The following is a 22,305-nucleotide window of genomic DNA, read 5'->3' as shown; positions in this document are numbered from 1 at the left end:
ACAACTTTGACGTACTTAAATGCTCTAATCGGCCCGTCACGTCTTACAGAAGAATCGCGTTTACCCATGGATATCAAACAGCTCTGGCTCAACGTCAAAGACCTTTGGGGCACCCTCGACGAACACCCGCTGCTGCATTCCAGCCTCGCGCTGATGGTGTTGCTGGTAGTGGCATTGCTGCTCGGACGAGTGGCCCGGTACCTCATCCTTCACGCCGTCAAGCTGCTGGGCCGGCAACCCGCGCTGCACTGGCTCAATGACCTGCGGCACAACAAAGTCTTCCATCGCCTGGCACAGATGACGCCGTCACTGGTGATCCAGTTCGGCCTGTACCTGGTGCCGGACCTGAGCAAGACCGCCACCCTGTTCATCGGCAATGTCGCCCTGGCGTTCACCATTCTGTTCATGGTGCTGGCGATCAGTGCACTGCTCAACGCCCTGCTGGACATCTATGCCCGCACCGAACACGCCCGCACCCGCTCGATCAAGGGCTATGTGCAGTTGGCGAAGATGGTGCTGTTCGTGTTTGGCGCAATCATCATCGTCGCCACGCTGATCGACCGCTCGCCACTGCTGCTGCTTTCCGGTCTGGGTGCAATGTCGGCGGTGATTTTGTTGGTCTATAAGGACACCCTGCTGTCGTTCGTCGCCAGTGTGCAACTGACCAGCAACGACATGCTGCGGGTCGGCGACTGGATCGAAATGCCCCAGGTCGGCGCCGACGGTGACGTGGTCGACATCACCCTGCACACCGTCAAAGTGCAGAACTTCGACAAGACCATCGTCTCGATTCCCACCTGGCGCCTGATGTCCGAGTCGTTCAAGAACTGGCGCGGCATGCAGGCCTCCGGTGGCCGGCGGATCAAGCGCAGCCTGTATATCGACGCCAGCGGCGTGCGTTTCATCCGCGACGACGAAGAGCTGAAGCTCACCCAGGTACACCTGCTGACCGACTACATGAGCCGCAAGAAGGCCGAGCTCAAGGCCTGGAACGAAGCCCAGGGCAACGTCGCGGCGATGTCCGCCAACCGCCGACGCATGACCAATATCGGCACGTTCCGCGCGTATGCCTTGGCCTATCTGAAAAGCCATCCGGAGATCCAGCCGAACATGACCTGCATGGTGCGGCAGATGCAGACCACCGCCCAGGGCATTCCGCTGGAGATCTACTGCTTCACCCGCACCACCGCGTGGGCCGACTACGAGCGGATCCAGGGCGATATCTTCGATTACCTGCTGGCGGTGCTGCCGGAATTTGGCTTGAGCCTGTACCAGCAGCCCAGCGGCGGTGACTTGCGGGCGGGGATGTTGCCGGCGGTGCTGGGGGCCAGTCACCTGCCCCCGGCGGAAAAGGCAGTGATGTAACAACAAAAAACGGCACAACCCGCGTTGTGCCGTTTTTTTTTGCGTTGGACCTTACTTGACCTGACGCTGCGGCGCGCCGTGAACCATGGTGTAGGCGTAATCCACGCCCATGCCGTAAGCGCCGCTGTGCTCCTGTACCAGGCCCATCACCGCGTCGTAGGTTTCCTTGTGAGCCCAGTCACGCTGGTATTCCAACAGCACTTGCTGCCAGGTGACCGGTACCGCGCCCGCCTGAATCATCCGTTGCACCGACATGTCATGCGCTTCTTTGCTGGTGCCGCCGGAGGCGTCGGTGACGATGTACACCTCGTAGCCTTCGGCCAGGGCTTCCAGGGCCGGAAAGTTCAGGCACACCTCGGTCCACAGGGCCGCCATGATCAGCTTCTTGCGCCCGGTGGCCTTCACCGCGGCCACCAGCGCCTTGTCTTCCCAGGAGTTCATCGACGTGCGCTCAATCGGCTGCTGGTCCGGGAACACATTCAACAGCTCCGGCCAGATATAGCCGCTGAAGCTCTTGGTCTCAACCGAGGTCAGGATGGTCGGCACATCGAAGATCTTGGCCGCCTTGGCCAGCGCCACCGTGTTGTTCTTCAGGGTCTGGCGATCGATCGACTGCACGCCAAAGGCCATCTGTGGCTGGTGGTCGATCAGGATCAGGGTGGAGTTGGTTGGGTTGAGCAATTCGCGAATAGACATGGTGACTTCCTTTTAATGTTTTCGATTCGGTAAGGGGTGCGTTCAGCGCCGCTGTGAAGCTTTGCTGGCGGCTTGGAAGTAACTTTACGGGCTGGATAAAATCGAGACAATTACCTAAAATCGAGAATCATTGATTCTAAAAAAGGGACAATCATGGATCGCATTGAATGCATGCGCGCGTTTGTCGTCACCGTCGGCGAGAACGGCTTTGCGGCTGCCGCGCGAGCCATGGACGTACCGCGCTCAAAAGTCAGCAAACAGATTCAGGCGCTGGAAGAAGCCATAGGCGTGCAACTGCTTCAGCGCACCACCCGCAGCCTGCATTTGACGGAGGCTGGGGCCGAGTATTTTGAAGCGGCGCGTGAAGTACTGGCCGCCCTGGACGAGGCCGAACAGCGGGCTAGAGACGGCATCGGGGAGTTACGGGGAGTGTTGCGGGTCAATGCGCCGATGTCGTTCGGACTGCATCGCCTGGGAAGATTGATTCCGCTGTTCCATGAACAGCATCCACATATCGAACTGCAACTGGTGCTCAGCGACCAACAGGTCGACCCGGTACGCGGTGGTTTCGACGTGACTATCCGCATCGCCAGCATGCCCGACTCAACGATGATCGCCCGCCAGTTGGCACCTGCGCCACGGATCATGGTGGCTGCGCCAGCCTACCTGGCACGCGCGGGCACACCGCAGACCCCGCAAGACCTGCGCCACCACCAATGCCTCAATTATGGGTATCTGCAAAGCGGCGTCAGCCTGCAACTGAGCAAGGGCCAGGAAACCCAGCGGGTCAACGTTACCGGCCCTCTGCACGCCAACAACGGCGACCTGCTGGCCCAGGCGGCAGAGGCCGGGATGGGCATCGCGCTGTTGCCGGACTTTATCGTCGAAGACGCCCTGAGCGCCGGGCGCCTGGTGCCGGTGCTCTGCGAATGGCAGGCGCCGGCAATCACCATCAATGCGGTTTATTCGTCAGCGCGACGCGTGCCGCAAAAGACCCGCGCATTCATTGATTTTTTGCTGACGCAATTGGCACCGACGACCGCAGGCCCAGCCGGCTGATCCACACCGCCCCGAGAATCACCAAGCCGCCCAGCAGCAACCTGCCCAACGGTTCATGCTGATTCCAGATCAGCAAGTTCAGCAACAACCCCACCGGCACATGCAGGTTGTTCATCACCGCCAATGTGCCACCGTTGACCATGCACGCGCCCTTGTTCCACCAGTACATGCCCAGTGCCGTGCTGACCAGCCCGAGGAATACCAGCACGCCCCATTGCAACGGCGCTTCCGGCAGGAAGTTGGCCTTGCCGAACATCAGGAACGCCGGCAACGCCACCGCCAACGCGCCGAGGTAGAAGTAGCCAAAGCGCCGGTAATGCGGCAGATCACTTGGATGACGGGCCACCAGATGCTTATAAAGCACCTGCCCGGCGGCGTAGGTGAAGTTGGCCAGTTGCAGCAGCAGGAAGCCCATGAAGAAGTTCGGGGTGATCTGGTCGAAGCGAATCACCGCTGCCCCCGCCACCGCCACCAGTGCGGCCACCAGCGCCCACGGGTTGAAGCGGCGGTTCAGGGCGTCTTCGATCAGGGTCACGTGCAACGGTGTCAGGATGGTGAACAGCAACACCTCCGGCACCGTCAGTACGCGAAAGCTCAGGTACAGGCACACGTAGGTCACGCCGAACTGCAGTGCGCCGATCAACAGCATGCCGCGCATGAACGCCGGCTCCACCGAGCGCCAGCGGGTCAGCGGGATAAACACCAGCCCGGCCAACAGTACACGCACCAGCACCGCGAAATAACTGTCGACGTGACCGGCCAGGTATTCGCCGATCAAGCTGAAGGAAAACGCCTGGATCAGCGTCACAACAAGTAGATAGCCCATGCTCGCCTCATTTTGAATGGGCGCGACATTAGCGGTTTTCCGCACGTTACGAAACTCAAGGCAAAAAAAACCCGACCTCGCTAAAAGCGTCAGTCGGGCGGGAGCACTCAGGAGCAAAAAGTGCAAAGGGAGGTTCGATACGCGTACTTGAAGGGTTGCGTGGAGCTATCTAAACAGCGGGCGATTATCTGACGATTAACATCTCACGCCACTTGCGCCAACAACGCCTTGGCCTGGTTCAAGCCCTTCTCCTGGAAATCACCGCCCAGGTTCACCCCTTCGGCATGAATGAACGTGACGTCATGGATGCCGATAAAGCCCATGACCTGACGCAGGTACGGTTCCTGGTGGTCGGTGCTGCCACCGGCGTGGATGCCGCCGCGGGCGGTCAGCACAAAGGCACGCTTGTCGGTCAACAGGCCCTGGGGGCCGGTGGCGGTGTACTTGAAGGTCACACCGGCACGCAGCACATGGTCGAGCCAGGCTTTGAGGGTGCTGGGAATCGCGAAGTTGTACATCGGCGCGGCCATCACCAACACATCGGCGGCCAGCAGCTCATCGGTCAGTTCGTTGGAGCGATCCAGGGAAGCCTGTTCGAGCGTGCTGCGCTGTTCGGCAGGTTTCATCCAGCCGCCCAACAGATTGGCATCCAGGTGCGGAACCGGGTTGATGGCGAGGTCTCGTACGGTGATCTGATCAGCCGGATGGGCGACTTTCCATTGGCTGATGAATTGTTGGGTCATCTGGCGGGAGATTGAATCCTGCTGACGGGCACTGCTTTCGATGATCAGAACACGGGCCATGATTATGTAAGCTCCATCGGTGAATGCTGTAAGGCGATGGAGTGAAGGTTAGACAGGGTCCGTTCGATTAAAAAGCGTAAAAAACTGCTATAACCCATCTAGAAATTTGTTTATAAGCGGAGTATTGCTGTACGCAAGCTCCGCTTTTGCCTTATTTCGGTGCGCAGGTCAGCTGGATACGCATCTTGATGATGGCACGGCTGAAATTGGCCGTGGTGTTGGTGGTTTTCCCTGCCGCGACCGTGACCTTGCGCGTACGCGGGGCTTCCGGACCATTGGTAAAGCGTACCTTGCACTCCGCGTCATTGGGGCCGTAGTTGGTGAGTTGGATCGAACTGATATTGCTGTCGACGTCTGACGCGCTGTAATCGATCTTCACGCCCTGAATGTCTTTCGTCACATCGGTACTGAATGCAAACGCACTCAACGGCAGCAACGCCAGCAGCACACAACAGAATTTTCTCATTCGGCAGTCTCCAATAAGGACCGCCAGCTTAGGACAAGAGGAGCTCATCTTGAAAGCGCCCCGCGTTACCCTTGATCAATGGCGCACCTTGCAAGCCGTGGTCGACCATGGCGGCTTCGCCCAGGCGGCCGAAGCGCTGCACCGCTCGCAATCCTCGGTGAGCTACACCGTGGCCCGCATGCAGGATCAGCTCGGCGTGCCGCTGCTGCGCATTGACGGGCGCAAGGCCGTGCTCACCGAAGCCGGTGAAGTGCTGCTGCGCCGCTCCCGGCAACTGGTGAAAAACGCCAGCCAACTGGAAGACCTGGCCCACCATATGGAACAAGGCTGGGAAGCCGAGGTGCGGTTGGTGGTCGATGCCGCTTACCCCAACGCCCGCCTGGTGCGCGCCCTCACTGCCTTTATGCCGCAAAGCCGTGGCTGCCGGGTGCGTTTGCGCGAAGAGGTGTTGTCCGGCGTCGAAGAGCTGTTGATGGACGGCATGGCCGACCTCGCCATCAGCGGGTTCATCATTCCCGGTTACCTCGGTACGGAAATGAGCGACGTCGAATTTGTCGCCGTGGCCCACCCCGAACATCCGCTGCATCAATTGCACCGCGAACTGAGCTTCCAGGATCTGGAAAGCCACATGCAGGTGGTGATCCGCGACTCCGGCCGCCAGCAGCCACGGGACGTCGGCTGGCTCGGCGCCGAGCAGCGCTGGACCGTCGGCAGCCTGCCCACCGCCGCCACCTTCGTCAGCAGCGGCCTGGGCTTCGCCTGGCTGCCGCGACACCTGATCGAACGCGAACTCAAGGAAGGCCTGCTCAAGCTACTGCCCCTGGAACGGGGTGGCAGCCGCAACCCGACCTTCTATCTTTACTCGAACAAGGACAAACCCCTGGGCCCGGCCACGCAGATTCTCGTCGAGTTGCTGCGCACCTTCGACACTGCACCACTGGACGCGCCATTCGCCGCACCGCAGCAAGCCTGAACAAGGAGTTCACGTGGCCTATTTCGAACATGAAGGTTGCACCCTGCATTACGAGGAATATGGCCACGGCGCGCCGCTGATCCTGATCCACGGCCTGGGCTCCAGTTGCCTGGACTGGGAACTGCAAGTGCCCGTGCTGTCCCAACACTATCGCCTGGTAATGGTGGATGTGCGCGGTCACGGCCGCTCCGACAAACCCCGTGAGCGCTACAGCATCGCCGGCTTCACCGCCGACCTGGTGGCCTTGATCGAACACCTGCATTTGCCGCCGGCCCACGTGGTCGGCCTGTCCATGGGCGGCATGATCGCCTTTCAACTGGCAGTGGATGAGCCGCAAATGCTCAAGAGCCTGTGCATCGTCAACAGTGCGCCCCAGGTCAAGGTTCGCAGCGCCAGCGACTATTGGCAGTGGGCCAAGCGCTGGAGCCTGGCGCGCATCCTCAGCCTGAACACTATCGGCAAGGCCCTGGGCAGCCTGCTGTTTCCCAAGCCCGAACAGGCCGAACTGCGGCGCAAGATGGCCGAACGCTGGGCAAAAAACGACAAACGTGCTTACCTCGCCAGCTTCGATGCGATTGTTGGCTGGGGCGTACAGGAACAACTTTCGAAAATCTCCTGTCCAACCCTGGTCATCAGCGCCGACCACGACTACACCCCCGTGGCGCAGAAAGAAATCTATGTAAAACTGCTGCCCGATGCGCGGCTGGTGGTGATCGAGGATTCCCGCCATGCCACGCCGCTGGACCAACCCGAACGCTTCAACAACACCCTGCTCGATTTTCTCAAGACAGTCGAAACCACAACCCAGGATCACTGACCCATGCTGAAAAAAATCGCCTTCTTTGCCGGTTCTGTACTGTTCGCTGCCAACCTGATGGCGGCCGAACCCGCCAAGGCACCCCACGTATTGATCACCACCACCAATGGCGACATCGAGATCGAACTGGACCCGGTCAAGGCCCCGATCAGTACCAAGAACTTCCTGGCCTATGTCGACAAGGGCTTCTACACCAACACCATTTTTCACCGGGTAATCCCGGGTTTCATGGTGCAGGGCGGTGGTTTTACCCAGCAAATGTCGCAAAAGCCGACCGAAGCACCGATCAAGAACGAAGCCAGCAACGGCCTGCATAACGTGCGCGGCACCCTGTCGATGGCGCGTACCAACGACCCGAACTCCGCCACCAGCCAATTCTTCATCAACGTTGCGGACAATGCCTTCCTCGACCCGGGCCGTGATGCCGGTTACGCGGTGTTCGCCAAAGTGGTCAAGGGCATGGACGTGGTCGACATCATCGTCAACTCGCAGACCACCACCAAACAGGGCATGCAGAACGTGCCAATCGATCCTGTCCTGATCAAGTCGGCCAAGCGCATCGACTGAAGGCTACAGGGAGTTTCGCGCGGGGCCCGCAAGGCGTCGCGCGCATTTGAACAGGAGAGCCCGCCGCGCGGGCGTCAGACCTAATGCTCTATCGTCGTTTTGAACAACTGATCGACATCTTCCGCGAACCTCCCAGCGCGGCCCCTCCAGACAAAGTCCTACCCTTCTACGTCTATTACCTGCGCCAGGTATGGCCAAGCTTTGCCGCCTTGCTGGTGGTGGGCCTGATCGGCGCGCTGATCGAAGTGGCGCTGTTCAGCTACCTGAGCCGCATCATCGACCTGGCCCAGGGCACGCCGCCCGCCAACTTCTTCCAGATCCACGCCACCGAGCTGATCTGGATGGCCGTGGTCGCCCTGCTGTTGCGCCCGATCTTCGGCGCCCTGCATGACCTGCTGGTGCACCAGACCATCAGCCCCGGCATGACCAGCCTGATCCGCTGGCAAAACCACAGCTATGTGCTCAAACAGAGCCTGAACTTCTTCCAGAACGATTTCGCCGGGCGCATTGCCCAGCGCATCATGCAAACCGGCAACTCCCTGCGCGACTCCGCAGTGGCCGCCGTGGACGCGATCTGGCACGTGGCGATCTACGCCATCAGCGCCCTGGTGCTGTTCGCCGAAGCCGACTGGCGCCTGATGATTCCGCTGATCACCTGGATCGTCGCCTACAGCCTCGCCCTGCGGTACTTCGTGCCACGGGTCAAGGAGCGCTCGGTCATCTCCTCCGAGGCACGCTCAAAACTGATGGGGCGGATCGTCGACGGCTACACCAACATCACCACCTTGAAGCTGTTCGCTCATACGAATTTCGAGCAGAACTACGCCAGGGAAGCCATTGTCGAGCAGACCGAGAAAACCCAGCTGGCCAGCCGCGTCGTGACCAGCATGGACATCGTGATTACCACCATGAACGGCCTGCTGATTGTCACCACCACCGGCCTTGCCCTGTGGCTGTGGACCCAATCCCTGATTTCGGTGGGCGCCATCGCCCTGGCCACCGGCCTGGTGATTCGTATCGTCAACATGTCCGGCTGGATCATGTGGGTGGTCAACGGCATTTTCGAAAACATCGGCATGGTCCAGGACGGCCTGAAAACCATCGCCCAGCCGCTGGCAGTGACCGACCGGGAAAATGCCCCGCGCCTGGAAGTGCCCCATGGCGAGGTGCGGTTCGATCAGGTGGATTTCCACTACGGCAAGAAGAGCGGGATCATCAGCGGCTTGAACCTGGCGATTAAACCGGGTGAAAAGATCGGCCTGATCGGTCCGTCCGGCGCGGGCAAATCCACCCTGGTCAACCTGCTGTTGCGCCTGTACGACCTGCAAGGCGGCCGTATCCTGATCGACGGCCAGAACATCGCCGACGTCGCCCAGGAAACCTTGCGCGAACAGATCGGCATGATCACCCAGGACACCTCGCTGCTGCACCGCTCGATCCGCGACAACTTGCTGTATGGCAAGCCGGACGCCACCGACGAAGAGCTTTGGGCCGCCGTGCACAAGGCCCGCGCCGACGAGTTCATCCCATTGCTGTCGGACGCCGAGGGCCGCACCGGCCTCGACGCCCACGTAGGCGAACGCGGGGTGAAACTCTCCGGCGGGCAACGCCAGCGCATCGCCATCGCCCGGGTACTGCTCAAGGACGCGCCGATCCTGATCATGGACGAAGCCACCTCCGCGCTGGATTCGGAAGTCGAAGCGGCGATCCAGGAAAGCCTGGAAACCCTGATGCAGGGCAAGACGGTAATCGCCATCGCCCACCGGCTGTCCACCATTGCCAGAATGGACAGGCTGGTGGTGCTGGAAAAAGGCCAGATCGCCGAGACCGGCAGCCATGCCGAATTGCTCGCACACGGCGGTTTGTATGCGCGATTGTGGCAACACCAGACCGGTGGCTTCGTCGGAATAGACTGATTCCGTTGGTTAACTGCAACCTCAATTCCGAACAATTCTGACAGTTTTCTCTATCCCGCTGGTCTTGCGACACAATCCTGCTGTACTCCAATCAGGCCCCAGGAGGGCCCTGATTTAAGGCAGCAGGGATGCATCACAGACCCGTTAATCAGATAGAGCAATCTATTAAGGATGTGTTCATGTCACTGTTCAAACGTTCCGTTACGGAAGGACTGGGTACGTTTTGGCTGGTGTTGGGTGGCTGCGGCAGTGCGGTACTGGCCGCATCGTCCCCGGTCGGGATCGGTGTGCTCGGTGTGGCCCTGGCGTTCGGGCTCACGGTGCTGACCATGGCATTTGCCATCGGGCACATCAGCGGTTGTCACCTGAACCCTGCAGTGTCGGTGGGGCTGGTAGTGGGCGGAAGATTTCCGGCCAGGGAGTTACCGGCGTACATCGTGTCCCAGGTAATCGGCGGCGTCGTTGCCGCTGCATTGTTGTACTTCATAGCCAGCGGCAAGCCGGGGTTCGAACTGGCTTCGGGCCTGGCCAGCAACGGCTACGGCGAGCACTCACCCGGTGGTTATTCGATGGCAGCGGGGTTTGTGTGCGAGCTGGTGATGACGGCGATGTTCGTGCTGATCATCCTCGGCGCCACCGACCGCCGTGTGCCGACGGGCTTTGCGCCCATTGCCATTGGCCTGGCGCTGACGCTGATCCACCTGATCTCGATCCCGGTCACCAACACCTCGGTCAACCCGGCCCGCAGTACCGGCCCGGCGCTGATCGTCGGCGGTTGGGCGCTCCAGCAGTTGTGGATGTTCTGGCTGGCGCCGATCCTCGGTGCAGTGGTCGGCGGCATTACCTATCGATGGCTGGGCGCGGAAAAAACCGCCTGAGCCAAACGGGTTCAGCCCTGCCGGTAAGGCAGGGCTGCCCTCGCCAGTGCTCTATCAGCTATCAGCCTTGATGTGCCTGCATATACTGGCGCAGCAACTGATTGATGCGCGTCTGATAGCCAGTCCCTTGCCCCTTGAACCACTCAAGAACGTCAGCATCCAGACGGATAGTAACTGCCTGCTTGACCGGCACACGCAATTCGGCACGACGGAAGAAGTCTTCTCCCAACTCGGGGATGTCGCTGGTATCGATCTCCCGATCGTCCATCTTAGCCAGGCGCTCCCAGTCAGTTTTCGATGCTTTCGACATAGTATTTGGCCTCCTGTTTGGTTGCTTTTCGGGCGGAAATAATGCGAATTACGTCACCCCGCCTCTCGGTGTATACAACTACACCTACCAGTAATTTTATCCAGCCAATGCTGACCCAGCGTTCTTCGTCATAATCCGTTCGAGTATCACGTTGTGACAATATTGGATGTTGAAAAATATCCGATACGTCGTTGAAGTCTATGCCGTGCTTGCGGATGTTTATTTGGTTTTTGGATTCATCCCACTCAAAACGCATGGTGCATCCTGTATTTACTTTTGTACATACACTATAGCGAAGTGCTCCCGCCCTCGGCACCTGTCAACCGATCAGTGGTTCAGCCCTGCCGATAAGGCAGGGCTGCCCTCGCCTCCTCGGCATATGCCAGGATCCCCACGCTTTCGCGCTCCAGGAAATCCGCCACGGCGGTCTTCAATCCCGGGTGTCGCAGGTAATGCCAGGAGTGCGTGATCACCGGCTCAAACCCGCGAATCAACTTGTGCTCGCCCTGGGCGCCGGCGTCGAAACGCTGCAGGCCATGGGCAATCGCGTAATCCATGCCTTGGTAGAAGCAAGTCTCGAAATGCAGCCGGTCGAACTCGGCCAGGCAGCCCCAGTAACGCCCATAAAAACTGTCACCGCCGATCAGGCTGAAGGCCATGGCCACCGGCCGTGAGCCTTGCTTGGCCAGCACCACGCGAATCGCCTCGGGCATGCGCTCGGCCAGCAGACTGAAAAACGCCCGGGTCAGGTACGGCGATTGTCGGCGTATGGCGTAGGTATTGGCGTAACAGGCGTAGACAAAATCCCACTGCGCCTCGCTCAACTCATGACCTTGCAGCCACTCGAACTCGATGCCCTGCCCCGCCACTTGCTCGCGCTCCTTGCGCATCTGTTTGCGCTTGCGCGAACTCAGCGCGTCGAGAAAGTCCTGGAAGTCTCGGTAGCCGCGGTTTTGCCAATGAAACTGGCAGCCCAGGCGTTGCAGCCAACCCGGCTGCCGGGCCAGTGCGGTGTCCGCCAGGGCGTCGGTAAAGTTGATATGGGCGCTGGAAAGGCCTTCGATTTCCAGGTAACCGGGCAGGCTTTTAAGCAATTCGAAACCGTCCTCGGCGCTGGCGGCCAACAGGCGCGGGCCGCTGACCGGGCTGAAGGGCACGGCCGTCAGCAATTTCGGGTAGTAGTCGATGCCCGCCCGCTCGCAGGCATCGGCCCAACCGTGGTCGAACACGTACTCGCCATAGGAATGCCATTTGCGATAGCTGGGCAACGCGGCAATCAGCCGTCCACCTTCATAGTGCAGCAAATGCTCGGGCTGCCAGCCGGAGTGCGGGCCGATGCTGGCGCTGTCTTCCAGGGCACTGAGGAACGCATGGCGCAGAAACGGCTGATCGACGGGGACCAACGCGTTCCATTCATCGGGCGCAATCTCGGACAGGTTATTCAAACGTTGTAACGGCATCCCATTCCCCGACGGTCACGGCTTTGTGTAGGAGCGAGCGTGCTCGCGATGATCGTTAACGACAACGCGACCATTCTGACAGAACGCGGTGATCTCGGGTTCTTCGCGAGCAAGCTCGCGCCTACAGGACACGGCGCAAAAAAAAGCCCCGCCAAACGGCGGGGCAAACCAAATGAGGAGCGCTTTGACGGATGAAGAAAGAGCGCTTTGGAGCGGTATTACAGGTTGCCTAGAACACGTATTGCACGCGGGCCACGATGGCGTCGCCGCTGTCGTCGCCATTGGCGTTCTGGATCTTGTCAGTGCTGACCTTGAGGTAGTTGGCAGACACCTTCACCGCTTCGTTGGCGTACCAGTTGACACCGATGGTGTTCAGGCTTGCCTTGGCGTCACCCACTTCACGGGTCGCGCTGTTACGCACTACGTTTTTGTCGTCAACGCTGATGTTGTCGTAGCGGTAGAACACTTCCCACGCACCGAACTGCTTGTTCTGCGGCTTGATGGTGTCGAACTTGGCGCCGTCGAGTTTGTAGACCCGGGACTCGCCGGTCAGCGTGTAGGCCACCTGGCCGTAGAAACCCGTGGCCTTCACATCCTGATAAGCGCTGCTGTCGGCCTTCATCTTGCGGTTCAGGTATTCGGCCTGCAGGGACAGCGGACCGCGGGCGAAGGCAAATTCGCCGCCGAACACCGTGTCGGTGTCGTAGGCGTCGTTCGCGGTCAGGTTGCCGGAGTCCAGCCCTACACCGCCGCCGAAGGTCGCACGGTTGCCGTTGGCCCCGGCATCGTTACCGCCGTTGGTGGCAACGCCACGGGCGTCCAGGCGAGGACGGATCCGCGAGTCGAACGAGGTGTCCTTCAGGTCACGCACCGCCACGTCCACACCCAGGTGCAAGACGTTGCCGCTGTCGTGCATCGGCGCAAACACGGCACGGCCGTTGAACTGCTTCACGCCTTTGCCGTCCTTGTCGTTGATGTCCTTGGACGACACGCTGGAGGACAGGTAGGCCATGTCAGCCACCACGGCGCTGACCTGCAGGCCCATGCCGTTCTCGTGGGAGTTGATCCAGTCGGCGACTTCATAACCGAGGTTACGCTCGATGGCGGTCACCCATTTGGAACTGGTGGCTTTTTCCAGGCCGAAGTCCTGGTCGAAACGACCCGCGCGGATCACCACTGGCTTGAAGCCTACGTACGAGAAGGACGCTTCGTCGAAGTAGCCATCATCGGCATTGCCGGAGTTGTGGGAAAAGTCGTAGTTGATCTGGTATTTCCAGTCCTTGTACACCGTGCCGCCCAATTCGAGGTAGGCACGTCGGAAGTATGTGGCGTCAGCCGAGTTGCCATTCTTGGTGTAAAATCCATCAAACGTGCCGTAGTCGGCCTGCAAACGACCACCCAGCTTGAAGCTGAAATTCTGGTCGGTGGTTGCAACCTCAAGGCCGCCCTTGGTTTTGACAACGATATCGGCACCGTCAGTAGTGACAGTACCGGCGAAAGCCTGGGCGGTGACGGCCAGGGCCAAGGCGCTGGCCGCGAAACCGGCGAAGTGCTTGCGGATCATCGAAGAATTCCCCTAATTGATGGTCTTGTGCATTGGTAAAACACGCGGTTTAGAGCCGCTGGTGTTGGGGGGGCGATCTTGGCGAGGGGATATTTCAGCTGGGTTGCCGGAACATAAAGATTTTGTTACTCGGGAACTTTTTAATAGCCATTCGAAATAAGCAAGAGCCTACGGAAATCAAGGCTCCAGCTCTGAAAACTGGTGAAAATGGCAGATGATACAAAATGTAAAAACACCCGAGAAAAATGAAATATTTTTCATCTTGGTTGTTTTTTGAGCAAAAAAAAGCCCGCATCTTTTATCGATGCGGGCTTCGTTTCAGTGTGAAAAGTGATGGATATTATTGGTCGCGGGAGCGCTCGGCGGCCAGGCGTTCGGCCAACGCATCAACATCGGCGATAGGCGGCTCGGGCAGGATCTTCAGCGTCGCCTGCATCAAGCGCATCTGCCGGATAAAGCGCCGGCAGTTGGGGCAGAACATCAGGTGATGGCGCACCAGCAGGCGCTCGCGAAAGGTCAGTTGCCCATCGAGATAGTCACTGGAACGTGCCACTTGTTCCTTACAGGTCAACATTCGCCGGTTTCCTCAAAATGCTCCACCGTGGCGAAGACTTTAAGCCGTGCTCGATGCAACAGCACACGAACATTGGAGAGCGATAGCGTCAGAAGATTACAAATCTCCTCCAACTCCAGCCCCTGGCGCTCACGCAGCAGCAGTACGCTGCTTTGCAGCTCGGAAAGACTGGCCAGTGTGTGCTCCAGGCATTTACGCAATTCGTCTTCAGTGAGCAGGGCTTCGGGCGTGTCCTGGTGCCAGGCAAACGGCGCGACGGCCCAGTGGCCATCTTCGGGCACAAAGCGATCATCACCGATGGTGCCATGGGGCGCCGGCAGGTCATCGAGCAGTACTTCCCGGCGGTTTTGCTTGTAGCGGCCCTTTGCCGAGTTGGCAGTGATGGTCAGCAGCCAGGTCTTGAGGCTGGAACGCCCCTCGAACTTCGCCAGGTTACGCACCACCGACAGCCAGGCGTCCTGCACCACCTCGTCGGCATGGCGCTGGCCAACGATGGCATAGGCCACGGCGCGCATGGCGCTCTGGTAAGTGGTGACCAACTCCTTGTAGGCCCGCTGCTCACCCTTGAGCAATCGTTCAAGCAGGTGCGCGTCGTCCGCTGCTGCCATTCAAGACCTCGATTTCAAAACATGATCAGCGTTTGCGCAGGATCACGCTACCAATCGAATACCCTGCGCCAAACGAGCTAAGCACAGCCACAGCGCCCTTGGGCAAGTCGTCCTGGTAGGTGTGGAACGCAATCACCGAACCCGCCGAACTGGTGTTGGCGTAAGTATCGAGGATCACCGGCGCCTCTTCCACAGAAGCCTCGCGGCCCAGCAGTTTCTTCACGATCAGGTGATTCATGCTGAGGTTGGCCTGGTGCAGCCAGAAACGCTTCACATCGCCGACATTCAGCTGGTTTTCCGACAGGTGCTTGCCGATCAACTCGGCGACCATCGGACAGACATCACGGAAGACCTTGCGGCCTTCCTGCACGAACAGCTTGTCCGGGGCACCAATCCCCTCTTCCGCCGCGCGGTTGAGGAAGCCGAAGTTATTGCGAATGTTGTTGGAGAACTTGGTCAGCAGCTTGGTGCTCACCACGTCGAACTGATGCTCGGAAGTGGCCAGGTCGGCCCGCTCCAGGATCACGGCGGTGGCCGCATCGCCAAAGATGAAATGGCTGTCGCGGTCACGGAAGTTCAGGTGGCCGGTGCAAATCTCCGGATTGACCATCAGGATCGCCCGCGCCTGGCCCAGCTGGATGCTGTTGGCGGCGTTCTGGATACCGAAGGTCGCCGAGGAACACGCCACGTTCATGTCAAAGCCAAAACCCTGGATACCCAGCGCTTCCTGGACTTCGATGGCAATCGCCGGGTACGCCCGCTGCAGGTTGGAACAGGCGACGATCACACCGTCGATATCGGCGGCGGTCTTGCCGGCACGCTGCAACGCTTGCTCGGCAGCACTGACGGCCATCTGGCAGAGGATCGACCATTCGTCGTTGGAGCGCTCGGGCAGGCGTGGCGCCATGCGTTGCGGGTCGAGAATGCCGGCCTTGTCCATGACAAAGCGGCTCTTGATGCCCGAGGCCTTCTCGATAAAGGCGGCGCTGGATTCGGTCAGGGCCTCCACGTCACCGCGTTCAATGGCGGCGGCGTTATCCAGGTTGAACTGTTGCACGTAAGCATTGAAAGACTGCACCAGCTCTTCGTTGGAGATGCTGTTGGCCGGGGTGTACAGGCCTGTGCCGCTGATGACGACGTTATGCACGGTCGTTCCTCTAAATCTGTTCAGGCAGAAGGGTATTGGTACCGTCGTACCAAACCGTAAGTAGTTTTATGCCGCCCAGCGGCCTTCAAACTGGAAACGCTTTATTCCATCGCGCCACGGCTGCACCAGCCCAACTCGACGATCCCGGCATTTATAACCGCGAAGTTTGCCACAACATCGGACACTTGGCGCCTATCCCGCGCAAACACCTTCCCTGTGGCGAGCGAGCTTGCTCGCGCTGGGTCGCGAAGCGGCCCCAATAAAGTGACCCGGGTGTTTCAGAGAGACCTTATGGGGCTGCTTCGCAGCCCAGCGCGAGCAAGCTCGCTCGCCACAGTTGCTTGCCGCACGTCGGTCACGCTTCGACCAGGCTCCATTGCTTGCTCAGGCGCTTGTCGGAAATCGGTACCTTGGTGCCCAACTGCTGGGCAAACAGCGATACCCGGTATTCCTCCAGCCACCAGCGATACAGCTCCAGCTGAGGGTCGCGCTTGCCTTCCTGGGCGTGTTTGTTCAGGCGGTTCTGATACTGGCTCCACAAACCGCCCAACTCGGTACTCCAGACCCGGTCCTTCTGCACCTGGCTTGGCAGTTTCTCCAGGCGCAGCTCGATGGCCTTGAGGAAGCGCGGCAGTTCCTTGAACCATTGCGCCGGGGTTTCCCGTACGAAACCGGGGTACACCAGATTGCTCAGTTGCTGCTTGATATCATTCAGCGCCACCGCCTGGGCCAGGTCAATCTTGCCCTTGAAGCGTTTTTGCAGGCCATGCCACAGTTTCAAAATTTCGAGGGTCAGGCGCGCCTGGCGCTCGGCGTGCTCGGTCCAACTGCCACGCTTGCGCTCGGCCAGGGCGGCCAGGCCGGCGCCGTCCCGCGGCAGGCTGGCTTCGCCTTCCAGCACGCAACTGTCGAGGCTGGCCAACAGAATGTCTTCCACCAGGGCTTCGATACGCCCCAGCTCGCGGTACATCAACCCCAACTCGGTCAGGCCCGGCAATTTGCCCCGCAGGAACTTTGCCGGCTCGGCCAGTTGTTGCAGCAGCAGGCGCTGCAAGGCTCGACGGTGCTGGAACTCAGCCTCGGCAGCGGTAGAGAAACGCCCTTCCTTGACCGTGCCGTTTTCTTCGACCAAGGCCGGATACACCGTCATCGACAGCCCGGCAATGTTTTGCTGGGTTTTCTCGGCCACCGCCGCGAACACCTTGGCCTCCACCGGCTGCTGGCTCTTCGCAGTCTGCGGCACCGCCAACGCAGCTTGGCTGGCCTCGGCGAAACGCGCGGTCAACTCGGCCAGGTCGCGGCCCTCACCGAGGAACTTGCCCTGGCCGTCGACTACTTCCAGGTTCATCTTCAGGTGGCTCTCCACCTGCTGCGCAGCCTCGGCCCAGGCCTCATCGCTGACCCGTGCCCCGGTCATGCGCAGCAACTCGCGCCCCAAGGCCTGAGGCAACGAGCCTTGGCCGAACTCGATACGTTGCAACGCCGCCTTGACGAAATCCGGCACCGGCACGAAGTTCTTGCGCAGGGCCTTGGGCAAGTTGCGCACCAGGGCAATGCACTTGGCCTCGATCACACCCGGCACCAGCCATTCCAGGCGCTCGGGCGGCAAGGCCGGCAACAACGGCGCCGGTACGCGCAGGGTCACACCGTCCCGTGGATGGTTGGGTTCGAAGTGATAACTCAAGGCAAGCGCCAGGTCGCCCAGGTGCAAGGTGTCGGGGTAATGGGCGGCGGTGACTTCGCTGGCCTCGCGGGCCAGTACGTCTTCTTCGCGCATGATCAACAGTTGCGGGTCTTTCTGGCTGTTGACCTTGTACCAACTGTCGAAGGTCGCGGTCTGGTGAATCTCCGCCGGCAGGCGCGCGTCGTAGAAGGCGTACAGGGTTTCTTCGTCTGCCAGGATGTCGCGGCGGCGGGCCTTGGCTTCCAGTTCGTCGAGCTGCTCCAGCAATTGCTGGTTGGCCGTCAGGCAGCGGGCCCGGGACTGGATCTCGCCGCGCACCAGGCCTTCGCGGATAAACAGCTCGCGAGACGTCACCGGATCAATCGGCCCGTAATGCACCGGCCGGCGCCCGACGATGATCAACCCGAACAGGGTGATCTGCTCAAACGCCACCACCTGGCCGCGCTTCTTTTCCCAATGGGGTTCGAAGTGGTTTTTCTTGATCAGGTGCCCGGCCAACGGCTCGATCCAGTCGGCGTCGATCTTGGCCACCATCCGCGCGTACAGCTTGGTGGTTTCCACCAGCTCGGCGGTCATCAGCCATTGCGGACGCTTCTTGCCAATACCCGACGACGGGTGAATCCAGAAACGCCGCTGACGCGCGCCGAGGTAATCGCCCTCTTCGGTCTTCTGGCCAATCTGGCTGAGCAGGCCGGACAGCACCGCCTTGTGCAGTTTGGGGAAGTCGGCCGGTTCTTTATTGACGGTCAACTGCATGTCGCGACAGATCAGGCTCAACTGGCGGTGGGAGTCACGCCACTCCCGCAGGCGCAGGTAGTTCAGGAAATTCTTGCGGCACCAATTGCGCAGCGGGCTGGCGGTCAATTCCTGGCGCTGCTCTTCAAAACCACGCCACAGGTTCACCAACCCGGCGAAGTCCGAATCCGCGTCCTTCCATTGTGCGTGAGCCTGGTCGGCGGCTTGCTGGCGCTCCGGCGGACGCTCGCGCGGGTCCTGGATCGACATGGCGCTGGCGACGATCAGCACTTCCTGCAGGCTGCCAAGCTTGGCTGCCTCCAGCAACATGCGGCCCATGCGTGGGTCCACCGGCAGACGCGCCAACTGGCGGCCCATCGGTGTCAGCTGGCTGTTGCGGTCAACGGCGGACAACTCTTGCAGCAGGTTGAAACCGTCGCTGATGGCCTTGCCGTCCGGCGGCTCGATAAACGGGAAATCGGTGATCTCGCCCAGGCGCAGGTGCAGCATCTGCAGGATTACGGCCGCGAGGTTTGTGCGAAGAATCTCGGGGTCGGTAAATTCCGGGCGCCCGATAAAATCCTCTTCGCTGTACAAGCGCACGCAGATACCGGGTTCGACCCGCCCGCACCGGCCTTTACGCTGGTTGGCACTGGCCTGGGAAATCGCCTCGATCGGCAGTCGCTGCACCTTGGCCCGGTAGCTGTAGCGGCTGATGCGCGCGGTGCCGCTGTCGATCACATAACGAATCCCTGGCACGGTCAGCGAGGTTTCCGCGACGTTGGTCGCCAGCACCACACGCCGGCCCGGGTGCGACTGGAAGATCCGCTGCTGCTCCGCCGGCGACAGGCGCGCATACAGCGGCAGGATTTCAGTGTGCTTGAGCTGGGCCTTGCGCAGCATGTCGGCGGCGTCGCGAATCTCGCGCTCGCCGGGCAGGAACACCAGCACATCGCCGGGGCTCTTGCGCTCGCTGCGCTCGAAGGCGGCGATCTCATCGAGGGTGGCGAGAATCGCCTGGTCGACGGTCAGGTCGTCCTCGACGCGGTTGCCCTCCTCGTCCTGCTCCAGGGTCAGCGGGCGGTACCAGGTCTCCACCGGGAAGGTGCGGCCCGACACCTCGACAATCGGCGCATCGTCGAAGTGCTTGGAAAAGCGCTCCAGGTCGATGGTGGCCGAGGTGATGATGACCTTGAGGTCCGGGCGACGCGGCAGCAGGGTTTTCAGATAACCCAGCAGGAAGTCGATGTTCAGGCTGCGTTCGTGGGCTTCGTCGACGATGATCGTGTCGTAGCGTTCGAGGTAGCGGTCGTTCTGGGTTTCGGCCAGCAGGATACCGTCGGTCATCAGCTTGATCAGGGTGTTGGAATCACTCTGGTCTTCAAACCGCACCTGATAACCCACCAGGGAACCCAGCGGCGTCGCCAACTCTTCCGCGACCCGGCTCGCTACGCTGCGCGCCGCAATCCGCCGCGGCTGGGTGTGGCCGATCAGGCCGTATTGGCCGCGGCCGATTTCCAGGCAGATTTTCGGCAACTGGGTGGTTTTACCCGAACCGGTCTCACCGGCAATGATCAGCACCTGATGCTTGAGCAACGCTTCCTTGATCTCGTCACGCTTGGCGGCGATCGGCAGGCTGTCGTCATAGCGAATCACCGGCAGGCTGGCGCGCCGCGCCGTCACCTGGGCGCAGGAGGCCTGCATCCGCGTCACCCACTGCGCAAGTTTTTCCTCATCGGGTTTCTTGCGCAGCTCAAGCAGCTGCCGCCGCAGGCGGTGGCGGTCGGCGAGCATGGCGTGATCGAGGTTTTTCAGCAGTTGGTCGATAGCGGGCGCTTGGTCAGTCATCAGGTACGCAAAGGTCGTCTATATAGGCAGGGGGCGGATTGTCGCAGAAAAGCGCCGCCGCGCGCTCCCCTCATTCATTGTCCAGGCCCTTGCGCCGGTAAGGAAACACATCGATTACCTTGCCGGCGCGAATCGCCTCTTGCAGGCCTTTCCAGTAGTCGGCGTTGTACAACTCGCCGTGCAGTTCGTCGAACAGGCGGCGCTGGGCGGAATCAGCAAACAGGAATGGCGGAAACTCCTCGGGAAACACGTCCAGCGGACCGATGGAATACCAGGGCTCGGAGGCCATTTCATCTTCCGGGGTACGCGGCGCCGGGATGTGGCGGAAGTTGGCCTCGGTCAGGAAACAGATTTCGTCATAGTCGTAGAACACCACGCGACCGTGGCGGGTGACGCCAAAATTCTTCAGCAGCATGTCGCCCGGGAAAATATTCGCCGCCGCCAGTTGCTTGATCGCCAGGCCGTAGTCTTCCAGGGCTTCGCGCACCTGGGCTTCGTTGGCGTTTTCCAGGTAGAGGTTGAGCGGGGTCATGCGCCGCTCGGTCCAGCAGTGGCGGATCAGTACCGTATCGCCTTCGACTTCGACGGTACCGGCGGCGACTTCCAGCAGTTCGGCCAGGCATTCAGGCTCGAATTTGCTCAACGGAAAACGGAAGTCGGCGAACTCCTGGGTGTCGGCCATGCGCCCTACCCGGTCGACACTTTTCACCAACCGGTACTTCTCGATCACGGTGGCGCGGTTGACGTTTTTCGACGGTGAAAACCGGTCCTTGATGATCTTGAACACGGTGTTGAAGCCCGGCAGGGTAAACACGCTCATGACCATGCCGCGCACGCCCGGCGCCATGATGAACTGGTCATCGGTGGTGGCAAGGTGGTTGATCAGCGCCCGGTAGAATTCGGATTTGCCGTGTTTGTAGAAGCCGATGGAGGTGTACAACTCGGCGATGTGCTTGCCCGGCAGGATGCGCTTGAGGAAGCCGATAAACTCCGCCGGCACCGGCACGTCCACCATGAAATAGGAGCGGGTGAACGAGAAGATGATCGACACGTCGGCTTCGTCGGTGATCAGCGCGTCGATCTGGATGCCGCGCCCTTCCCGATGCAGCAGCGGGATCACCAGCGGCCACTGTTCGTCGCGGGTGTAGATGCGCCCTACGAGGTACGCGCCTTTGTTGCGGTACAGCACCGAGGAGAATAGTTCGACGTTGAGGTCCGGGTCTTTGCAGACCCAGTCCGGCAGGTTTTCGCGCAATTGCGCTTCCAGGCGGCGCAGGTCGGCGGGCAAGTCGGCGTAGGGCTCGCTGAAACGGTAGTCGGCGAAAATCTGTTCCAGCATGCCTGCCAGCTTGCCGCCCGGTTTGTAGGTGCGGGTCTGCGCCGCCCGGGCGCGGCGCAGGCTCGGCCGCGTGGTGTGAATGAACATGCAGCCGTCGCTGATCAGGTCGTGACTGAACAGCCCGCAAAACGTCGAGTTGTACCAGGTCTCGGACAGCTCATCGTCAAACCGCAGGTCGATCAGGCTGATGTAGGCGCTTTTCACCAGCGGCCAGGCGGCAATGTCGAGCAACACGGCTTCATCGAAGGCCGCCCGCAGCCGCGCCGTGACTTCGCTGACCTTGTCTTCGTACAGGTTGATGCGCGCCGCCGAGGCCGCCTGCCCTTGCTGCCACTGTGCCTTTTCGAAACGCTCCCGGGCGCCATCGGTGATCTGGCGGAAGTGCTCGCGGTAGTCGTCGAAGCCGTCGAGGATCATCTGCGCAATGTCGAGGGCGGGCGTTGGCTGCGGCATTCGGAAAACCTCTGCGGGCATTTGGAGTGAGCTGAGCTTAGCCAGTGTGCGGGAACAGGAGAAGGATCATTTTTCATTCAGACTTGTACAAGATTGTTCATTTCGTACATTTATTTACTCTTTATTTAATTCGACTAACTGGTCAACAAAAAACCCGCGCGTCACGCTCCCGGCATTAAACGTTTCATCTACAGGCCTTATGTGACGTGGCCTGCCT

The 22,305-nt window shown here is 60.3% G+C and carries 21 protein-coding genes; 8 read left to right on the top strand and 13 right to left on the bottom strand.

Going from position 1 to position 22,305, the window contains the following annotated elements:
- Positions 1 to 66: 66 nt before the first annotated feature.
- A complete protein-coding gene (locus QF039_RS03690; protein ID WP_003210716.1) occupies positions 67 to 1,365 on the top strand; it encodes a mechanosensitive ion channel family protein in 1,299 nt (432 codons plus the stop codon).
- 51 nt (positions 1,366 to 1,416) lie between these two features.
- Here the strand turns inward: QF039_RS03690 and QF039_RS03685 are convergent, their stop codons facing one another.
- Positions 1,417 to 2,061, bottom strand: coding sequence for a hydrolase (locus tag QF039_RS03685; protein WP_307517006.1), 645 nt, complete (start codon positions 2,059 to 2,061; stop codon positions 1,417 to 1,419).
- Between the two features lie 153 nt (positions 2,062 to 2,214).
- On the opposite strand from QF039_RS03685, the gene QF039_RS03680 reads away from it, so the two are divergent.
- Complete coding sequence (locus tag QF039_RS03680; protein WP_177040345.1) at positions 2,215 to 3,120, top strand: LysR family transcriptional regulator; 906 nt, start codon at positions 2,215 to 2,217, stop codon at positions 3,118 to 3,120.
- On the opposite strand, the gene QF039_RS03675 is transcribed toward QF039_RS03680, so the two are convergent.
- The 3 genes from QF039_RS03675 to QF039_RS03665 all read right to left on the bottom strand — a co-directional run bounded on the left by QF039_RS03675 (position 3,065) and on the right by QF039_RS03665 (position 5,215).
- Positions 3,065 to 3,946: a carboxylate/amino acid/amine transporter gene (locus QF039_RS03675; RefSeq protein WP_177066782.1), complete on the bottom strand. Its 882-nt coding sequence runs from the start codon at positions 3,944 to 3,946 to the stop codon at positions 3,065 to 3,067. The two genes, QF039_RS03680 and QF039_RS03675, sit on opposite strands and share 56 nt — an antisense overlap.
- A gap of 203 nt (positions 3,947 to 4,149) precedes the next feature.
- Positions 4,150 to 4,749 carry an FMN-dependent NADH-azoreductase gene (locus tag QF039_RS03670; RefSeq protein ID WP_102605389.1) on the bottom strand — a complete coding sequence of 200 codons (600 nt, stop codon included), beginning with the start codon at positions 4,747 to 4,749 and terminating at the stop codon, positions 4,150 to 4,152.
- A 151-nt stretch (positions 4,750 to 4,900) separates the two neighbouring features.
- Positions 4,901 to 5,215 carry a hypothetical protein gene (locus tag QF039_RS03665; RefSeq protein ID WP_032899698.1) on the bottom strand — a complete coding sequence of 105 codons (315 nt, stop codon included), beginning with the start codon at positions 5,213 to 5,215 and terminating at the stop codon, positions 4,901 to 4,903.
- 49 nt (positions 5,216 to 5,264) lie between these two features.
- Here QF039_RS03665 and QF039_RS03660 point away from each other — a divergent pair, with 49 nt between their 5' ends.
- From QF039_RS03660 to aqpZ, 5 genes are all read left to right on the top strand, one after another.
- On the top strand, positions 5,265 to 6,188 hold the full coding sequence (locus QF039_RS03660; RefSeq protein ID WP_003210710.1) for a LysR family transcriptional regulator: 924 nt from the start codon (positions 5,265 to 5,267) through the stop codon (positions 6,186 to 6,188).
- Between the two features lie 13 nt (positions 6,189 to 6,201).
- Positions 6,202 to 7,005: an alpha/beta fold hydrolase gene (locus QF039_RS03655; protein ID WP_307516997.1), complete on the top strand. Its 804-nt coding sequence runs from the start codon at positions 6,202 to 6,204 to the stop codon at positions 7,003 to 7,005.
- Positions 7,006 to 7,008: 3 nt separating this feature from the next.
- Positions 7,009 to 7,572, top strand: a complete 564-nt coding sequence (locus QF039_RS03650) for a peptidylprolyl isomerase A (RefSeq protein WP_003210708.1) — start codon at positions 7,009 to 7,011, stop codon at positions 7,570 to 7,572.
- An 83-nt stretch (positions 7,573 to 7,655) separates the two neighbouring features.
- Entirely contained in the window at positions 7,656 to 9,488 is a 1,833-nt protein-coding gene (locus QF039_RS03645; RefSeq protein ID WP_003210707.1) for an ABC transporter ATP-binding protein, read from the top strand.
- A 179-nt stretch (positions 9,489 to 9,667) separates the two neighbouring features.
- On the top strand, positions 9,668 to 10,366 hold the full coding sequence (gene aqpZ / locus QF039_RS03640) for an aquaporin Z (RefSeq protein ID WP_008437990.1): 699 nt from the start codon (positions 9,668 to 9,670) through the stop codon (positions 10,364 to 10,366).
- Positions 10,367 to 10,427: 61 nt separating this feature from the next.
- On the opposite strand, the gene QF039_RS03635 is transcribed toward aqpZ, so the two are convergent.
- The 3 genes from QF039_RS03635 to QF039_RS03625 form a co-directional block, all read right to left on the bottom strand.
- Complete coding sequence (locus QF039_RS03635; RefSeq protein ID WP_003210705.1) at positions 10,428 to 10,676, bottom strand: BrnA antitoxin family protein; 249 nt, start codon at positions 10,674 to 10,676, stop codon at positions 10,428 to 10,430.
- Entirely contained in the window at positions 10,654 to 10,932 is a 279-nt protein-coding gene (locus QF039_RS03630) for a BrnT family toxin (protein ID WP_177050393.1), read from the bottom strand. Before QF039_RS03630 ends, QF039_RS03635 begins: the two co-directional genes overlap by 23 nt.
- Positions 10,933 to 11,011: 79 nt before the next feature.
- Positions 11,012 to 12,136, bottom strand: coding sequence for a GNAT family N-acetyltransferase (locus QF039_RS03625; protein ID WP_307516989.1), 1,125 nt, complete (start codon positions 12,134 to 12,136; stop codon positions 11,012 to 11,014).
- Positions 12,137 to 12,175: 39 nt separating this feature from the next.
- Here QF039_RS03625 and QF039_RS03620 point away from each other — a divergent pair, with 39 nt between their 5' ends.
- Positions 12,176 to 12,331, top strand: a complete 156-nt coding sequence (locus tag QF039_RS03620) for a hypothetical protein (RefSeq protein ID WP_157222855.1) — start codon at positions 12,176 to 12,178, stop codon at positions 12,329 to 12,331.
- Between the two features lie 34 nt (positions 12,332 to 12,365).
- Here QF039_RS03620 and QF039_RS03615 read toward each other — a convergent pair whose 3' ends face one another.
- The 6 genes from QF039_RS03615 to aceK all read right to left on the bottom strand — a co-directional run bounded on the left by QF039_RS03615 (position 12,366) and on the right by aceK (position 22,088).
- Positions 12,366 to 13,700, bottom strand: coding sequence for an OprO/OprP family phosphate-selective porin (locus tag QF039_RS03615; protein WP_003210703.1), 1,335 nt, complete (start codon positions 13,698 to 13,700; stop codon positions 12,366 to 12,368).
- A 340-nt stretch (positions 13,701 to 14,040) separates the two neighbouring features.
- Positions 14,041 to 14,274: an anti-sigma factor gene (locus tag QF039_RS03610; RefSeq protein WP_003210701.1), complete on the bottom strand. Its 234-nt coding sequence runs from the start codon at positions 14,272 to 14,274 to the stop codon at positions 14,041 to 14,043.
- Entirely contained in the window at positions 14,268 to 14,882 is a 615-nt protein-coding gene (locus QF039_RS03605; RefSeq protein ID WP_003210700.1) for an RNA polymerase sigma factor, read from the bottom strand. The genes QF039_RS03610 and QF039_RS03605 overlap by 7 nt, the downstream gene beginning before the upstream one ends.
- A gap of 25 nt (positions 14,883 to 14,907) precedes the next feature.
- Positions 14,908 to 16,029 carry a beta-ketoacyl-ACP synthase III gene (locus tag QF039_RS03600; RefSeq protein ID WP_003210699.1) on the bottom strand — a complete coding sequence of 374 codons (1,122 nt, stop codon included), beginning with the start codon at positions 16,027 to 16,029 and terminating at the stop codon, positions 14,908 to 14,910.
- A 355-nt stretch (positions 16,030 to 16,384) separates the two neighbouring features.
- Positions 16,385 to 20,296 (bottom strand): ATP-dependent RNA helicase HrpA, encoded by a 3,912-nt coding sequence (gene hrpA / locus QF039_RS03595; protein ID WP_008437986.1) that lies wholly within the window; start codon positions 20,294 to 20,296, stop codon positions 16,385 to 16,387.
- Between the two features lie 70 nt (positions 20,297 to 20,366).
- The gene (aceK, locus tag QF039_RS03590) at positions 20,367 to 22,088 is read right to left on the bottom strand and encodes a bifunctional isocitrate dehydrogenase kinase/phosphatase (RefSeq protein ID WP_307516985.1); all 1,722 of its coding nucleotides are present in this window, start codon (positions 22,086 to 22,088) and stop codon (positions 20,367 to 20,369) included.
- Between the last annotated feature and the right edge of the window lie 217 nt (positions 22,089 to 22,305).

Origin of the sequence: Pseudomonas sp. W2I6, from assembly GCF_030815935.1 — a bacterium.
Classification (GTDB): Bacteria; Pseudomonadota; Gammaproteobacteria; order Pseudomonadales; family Pseudomonadaceae; genus Aquipseudomonas.
The sequence above is the reverse complement of the archived record's forward strand: the minus strand, read 5'-3'. Positions and strand labels throughout refer to the sequence as shown.

Coding starts and splice junctions, on each gene's coding strand:
- QF039_RS03675 (WP_177066782.1), bottom strand. CDS start 3,946: ATGGGCTATCTACTTGTTGTGACGCTGATCCAGGCGTTTTCCTTCAGC.
- hrpA (WP_008437986.1), bottom strand. CDS start 20,296: ATGACTGACCAAGCGCCCGCTATCGACCAACTGCTGAAAAACCTCGAT.
- QF039_RS03650 (WP_003210708.1), top strand. CDS start 7,009: ATGCTGAAAAAAATCGCCTTCTTTGCCGGTTCTGTACTGTTCGCTGCC.
- QF039_RS03630 (WP_177050393.1), bottom strand. CDS start 10,932: ATGCGTTTTGAGTGGGATGAATCCAAAAACCAAATAAACATCCGCAAG.
- QF039_RS03690 (WP_003210716.1), top strand. CDS start 67: ATGGATATCAAACAGCTCTGGCTCAACGTCAAAGACCTTTGGGGCACC.
- QF039_RS03610 (WP_003210701.1), bottom strand. CDS start 14,274: ATGTTGACCTGTAAGGAACAAGTGGCACGTTCCAGTGACTATCTCGAT.
- QF039_RS03685 (WP_307517006.1), bottom strand. CDS start 2,061: ATGTCTATTCGCGAATTGCTCAACCCAACCAACTCCACCCTGATCCTG.
- QF039_RS03665 (WP_032899698.1), bottom strand. CDS start 5,215: ATGAGAAAATTCTGTTGTGTGCTGCTGGCGTTGCTGCCGTTGAGTGCG.
- QF039_RS03635 (WP_003210705.1), bottom strand. CDS start 10,676: ATGTCGAAAGCATCGAAAACTGACTGGGAGCGCCTGGCTAAGATGGAC.
- QF039_RS03645 (WP_003210707.1), top strand. CDS start 7,656: ATGCTCTATCGTCGTTTTGAACAACTGATCGACATCTTCCGCGAACCT.
- aceK (WP_307516985.1), bottom strand. CDS start 22,088: ATGCCGCAGCCAACGCCCGCCCTCGACATTGCGCAGATGATCCTCGAC.
- QF039_RS03615 (WP_003210703.1), bottom strand. CDS start 13,700: ATGATCCGCAAGCACTTCGCCGGTTTCGCGGCCAGCGCCTTGGCCCTG.
- aqpZ (WP_008437990.1), top strand. CDS start 9,668: ATGTCACTGTTCAAACGTTCCGTTACGGAAGGACTGGGTACGTTTTGG.
- QF039_RS03680 (WP_177040345.1), top strand. CDS start 2,215: ATGGATCGCATTGAATGCATGCGCGCGTTTGTCGTCACCGTCGGCGAG.
- QF039_RS03670 (WP_102605389.1), bottom strand. CDS start 4,749: ATGGCCCGTGTTCTGATCATCGAAAGCAGTGCCCGTCAGCAGGATTCA.
- QF039_RS03605 (WP_003210700.1), bottom strand. CDS start 14,882: ATGGCAGCAGCGGACGACGCGCACCTGCTTGAACGATTGCTCAAGGGT.
- QF039_RS03625 (WP_307516989.1), bottom strand. CDS start 12,136: ATGCCGTTACAACGTTTGAATAACCTGTCCGAGATTGCGCCCGATGAA.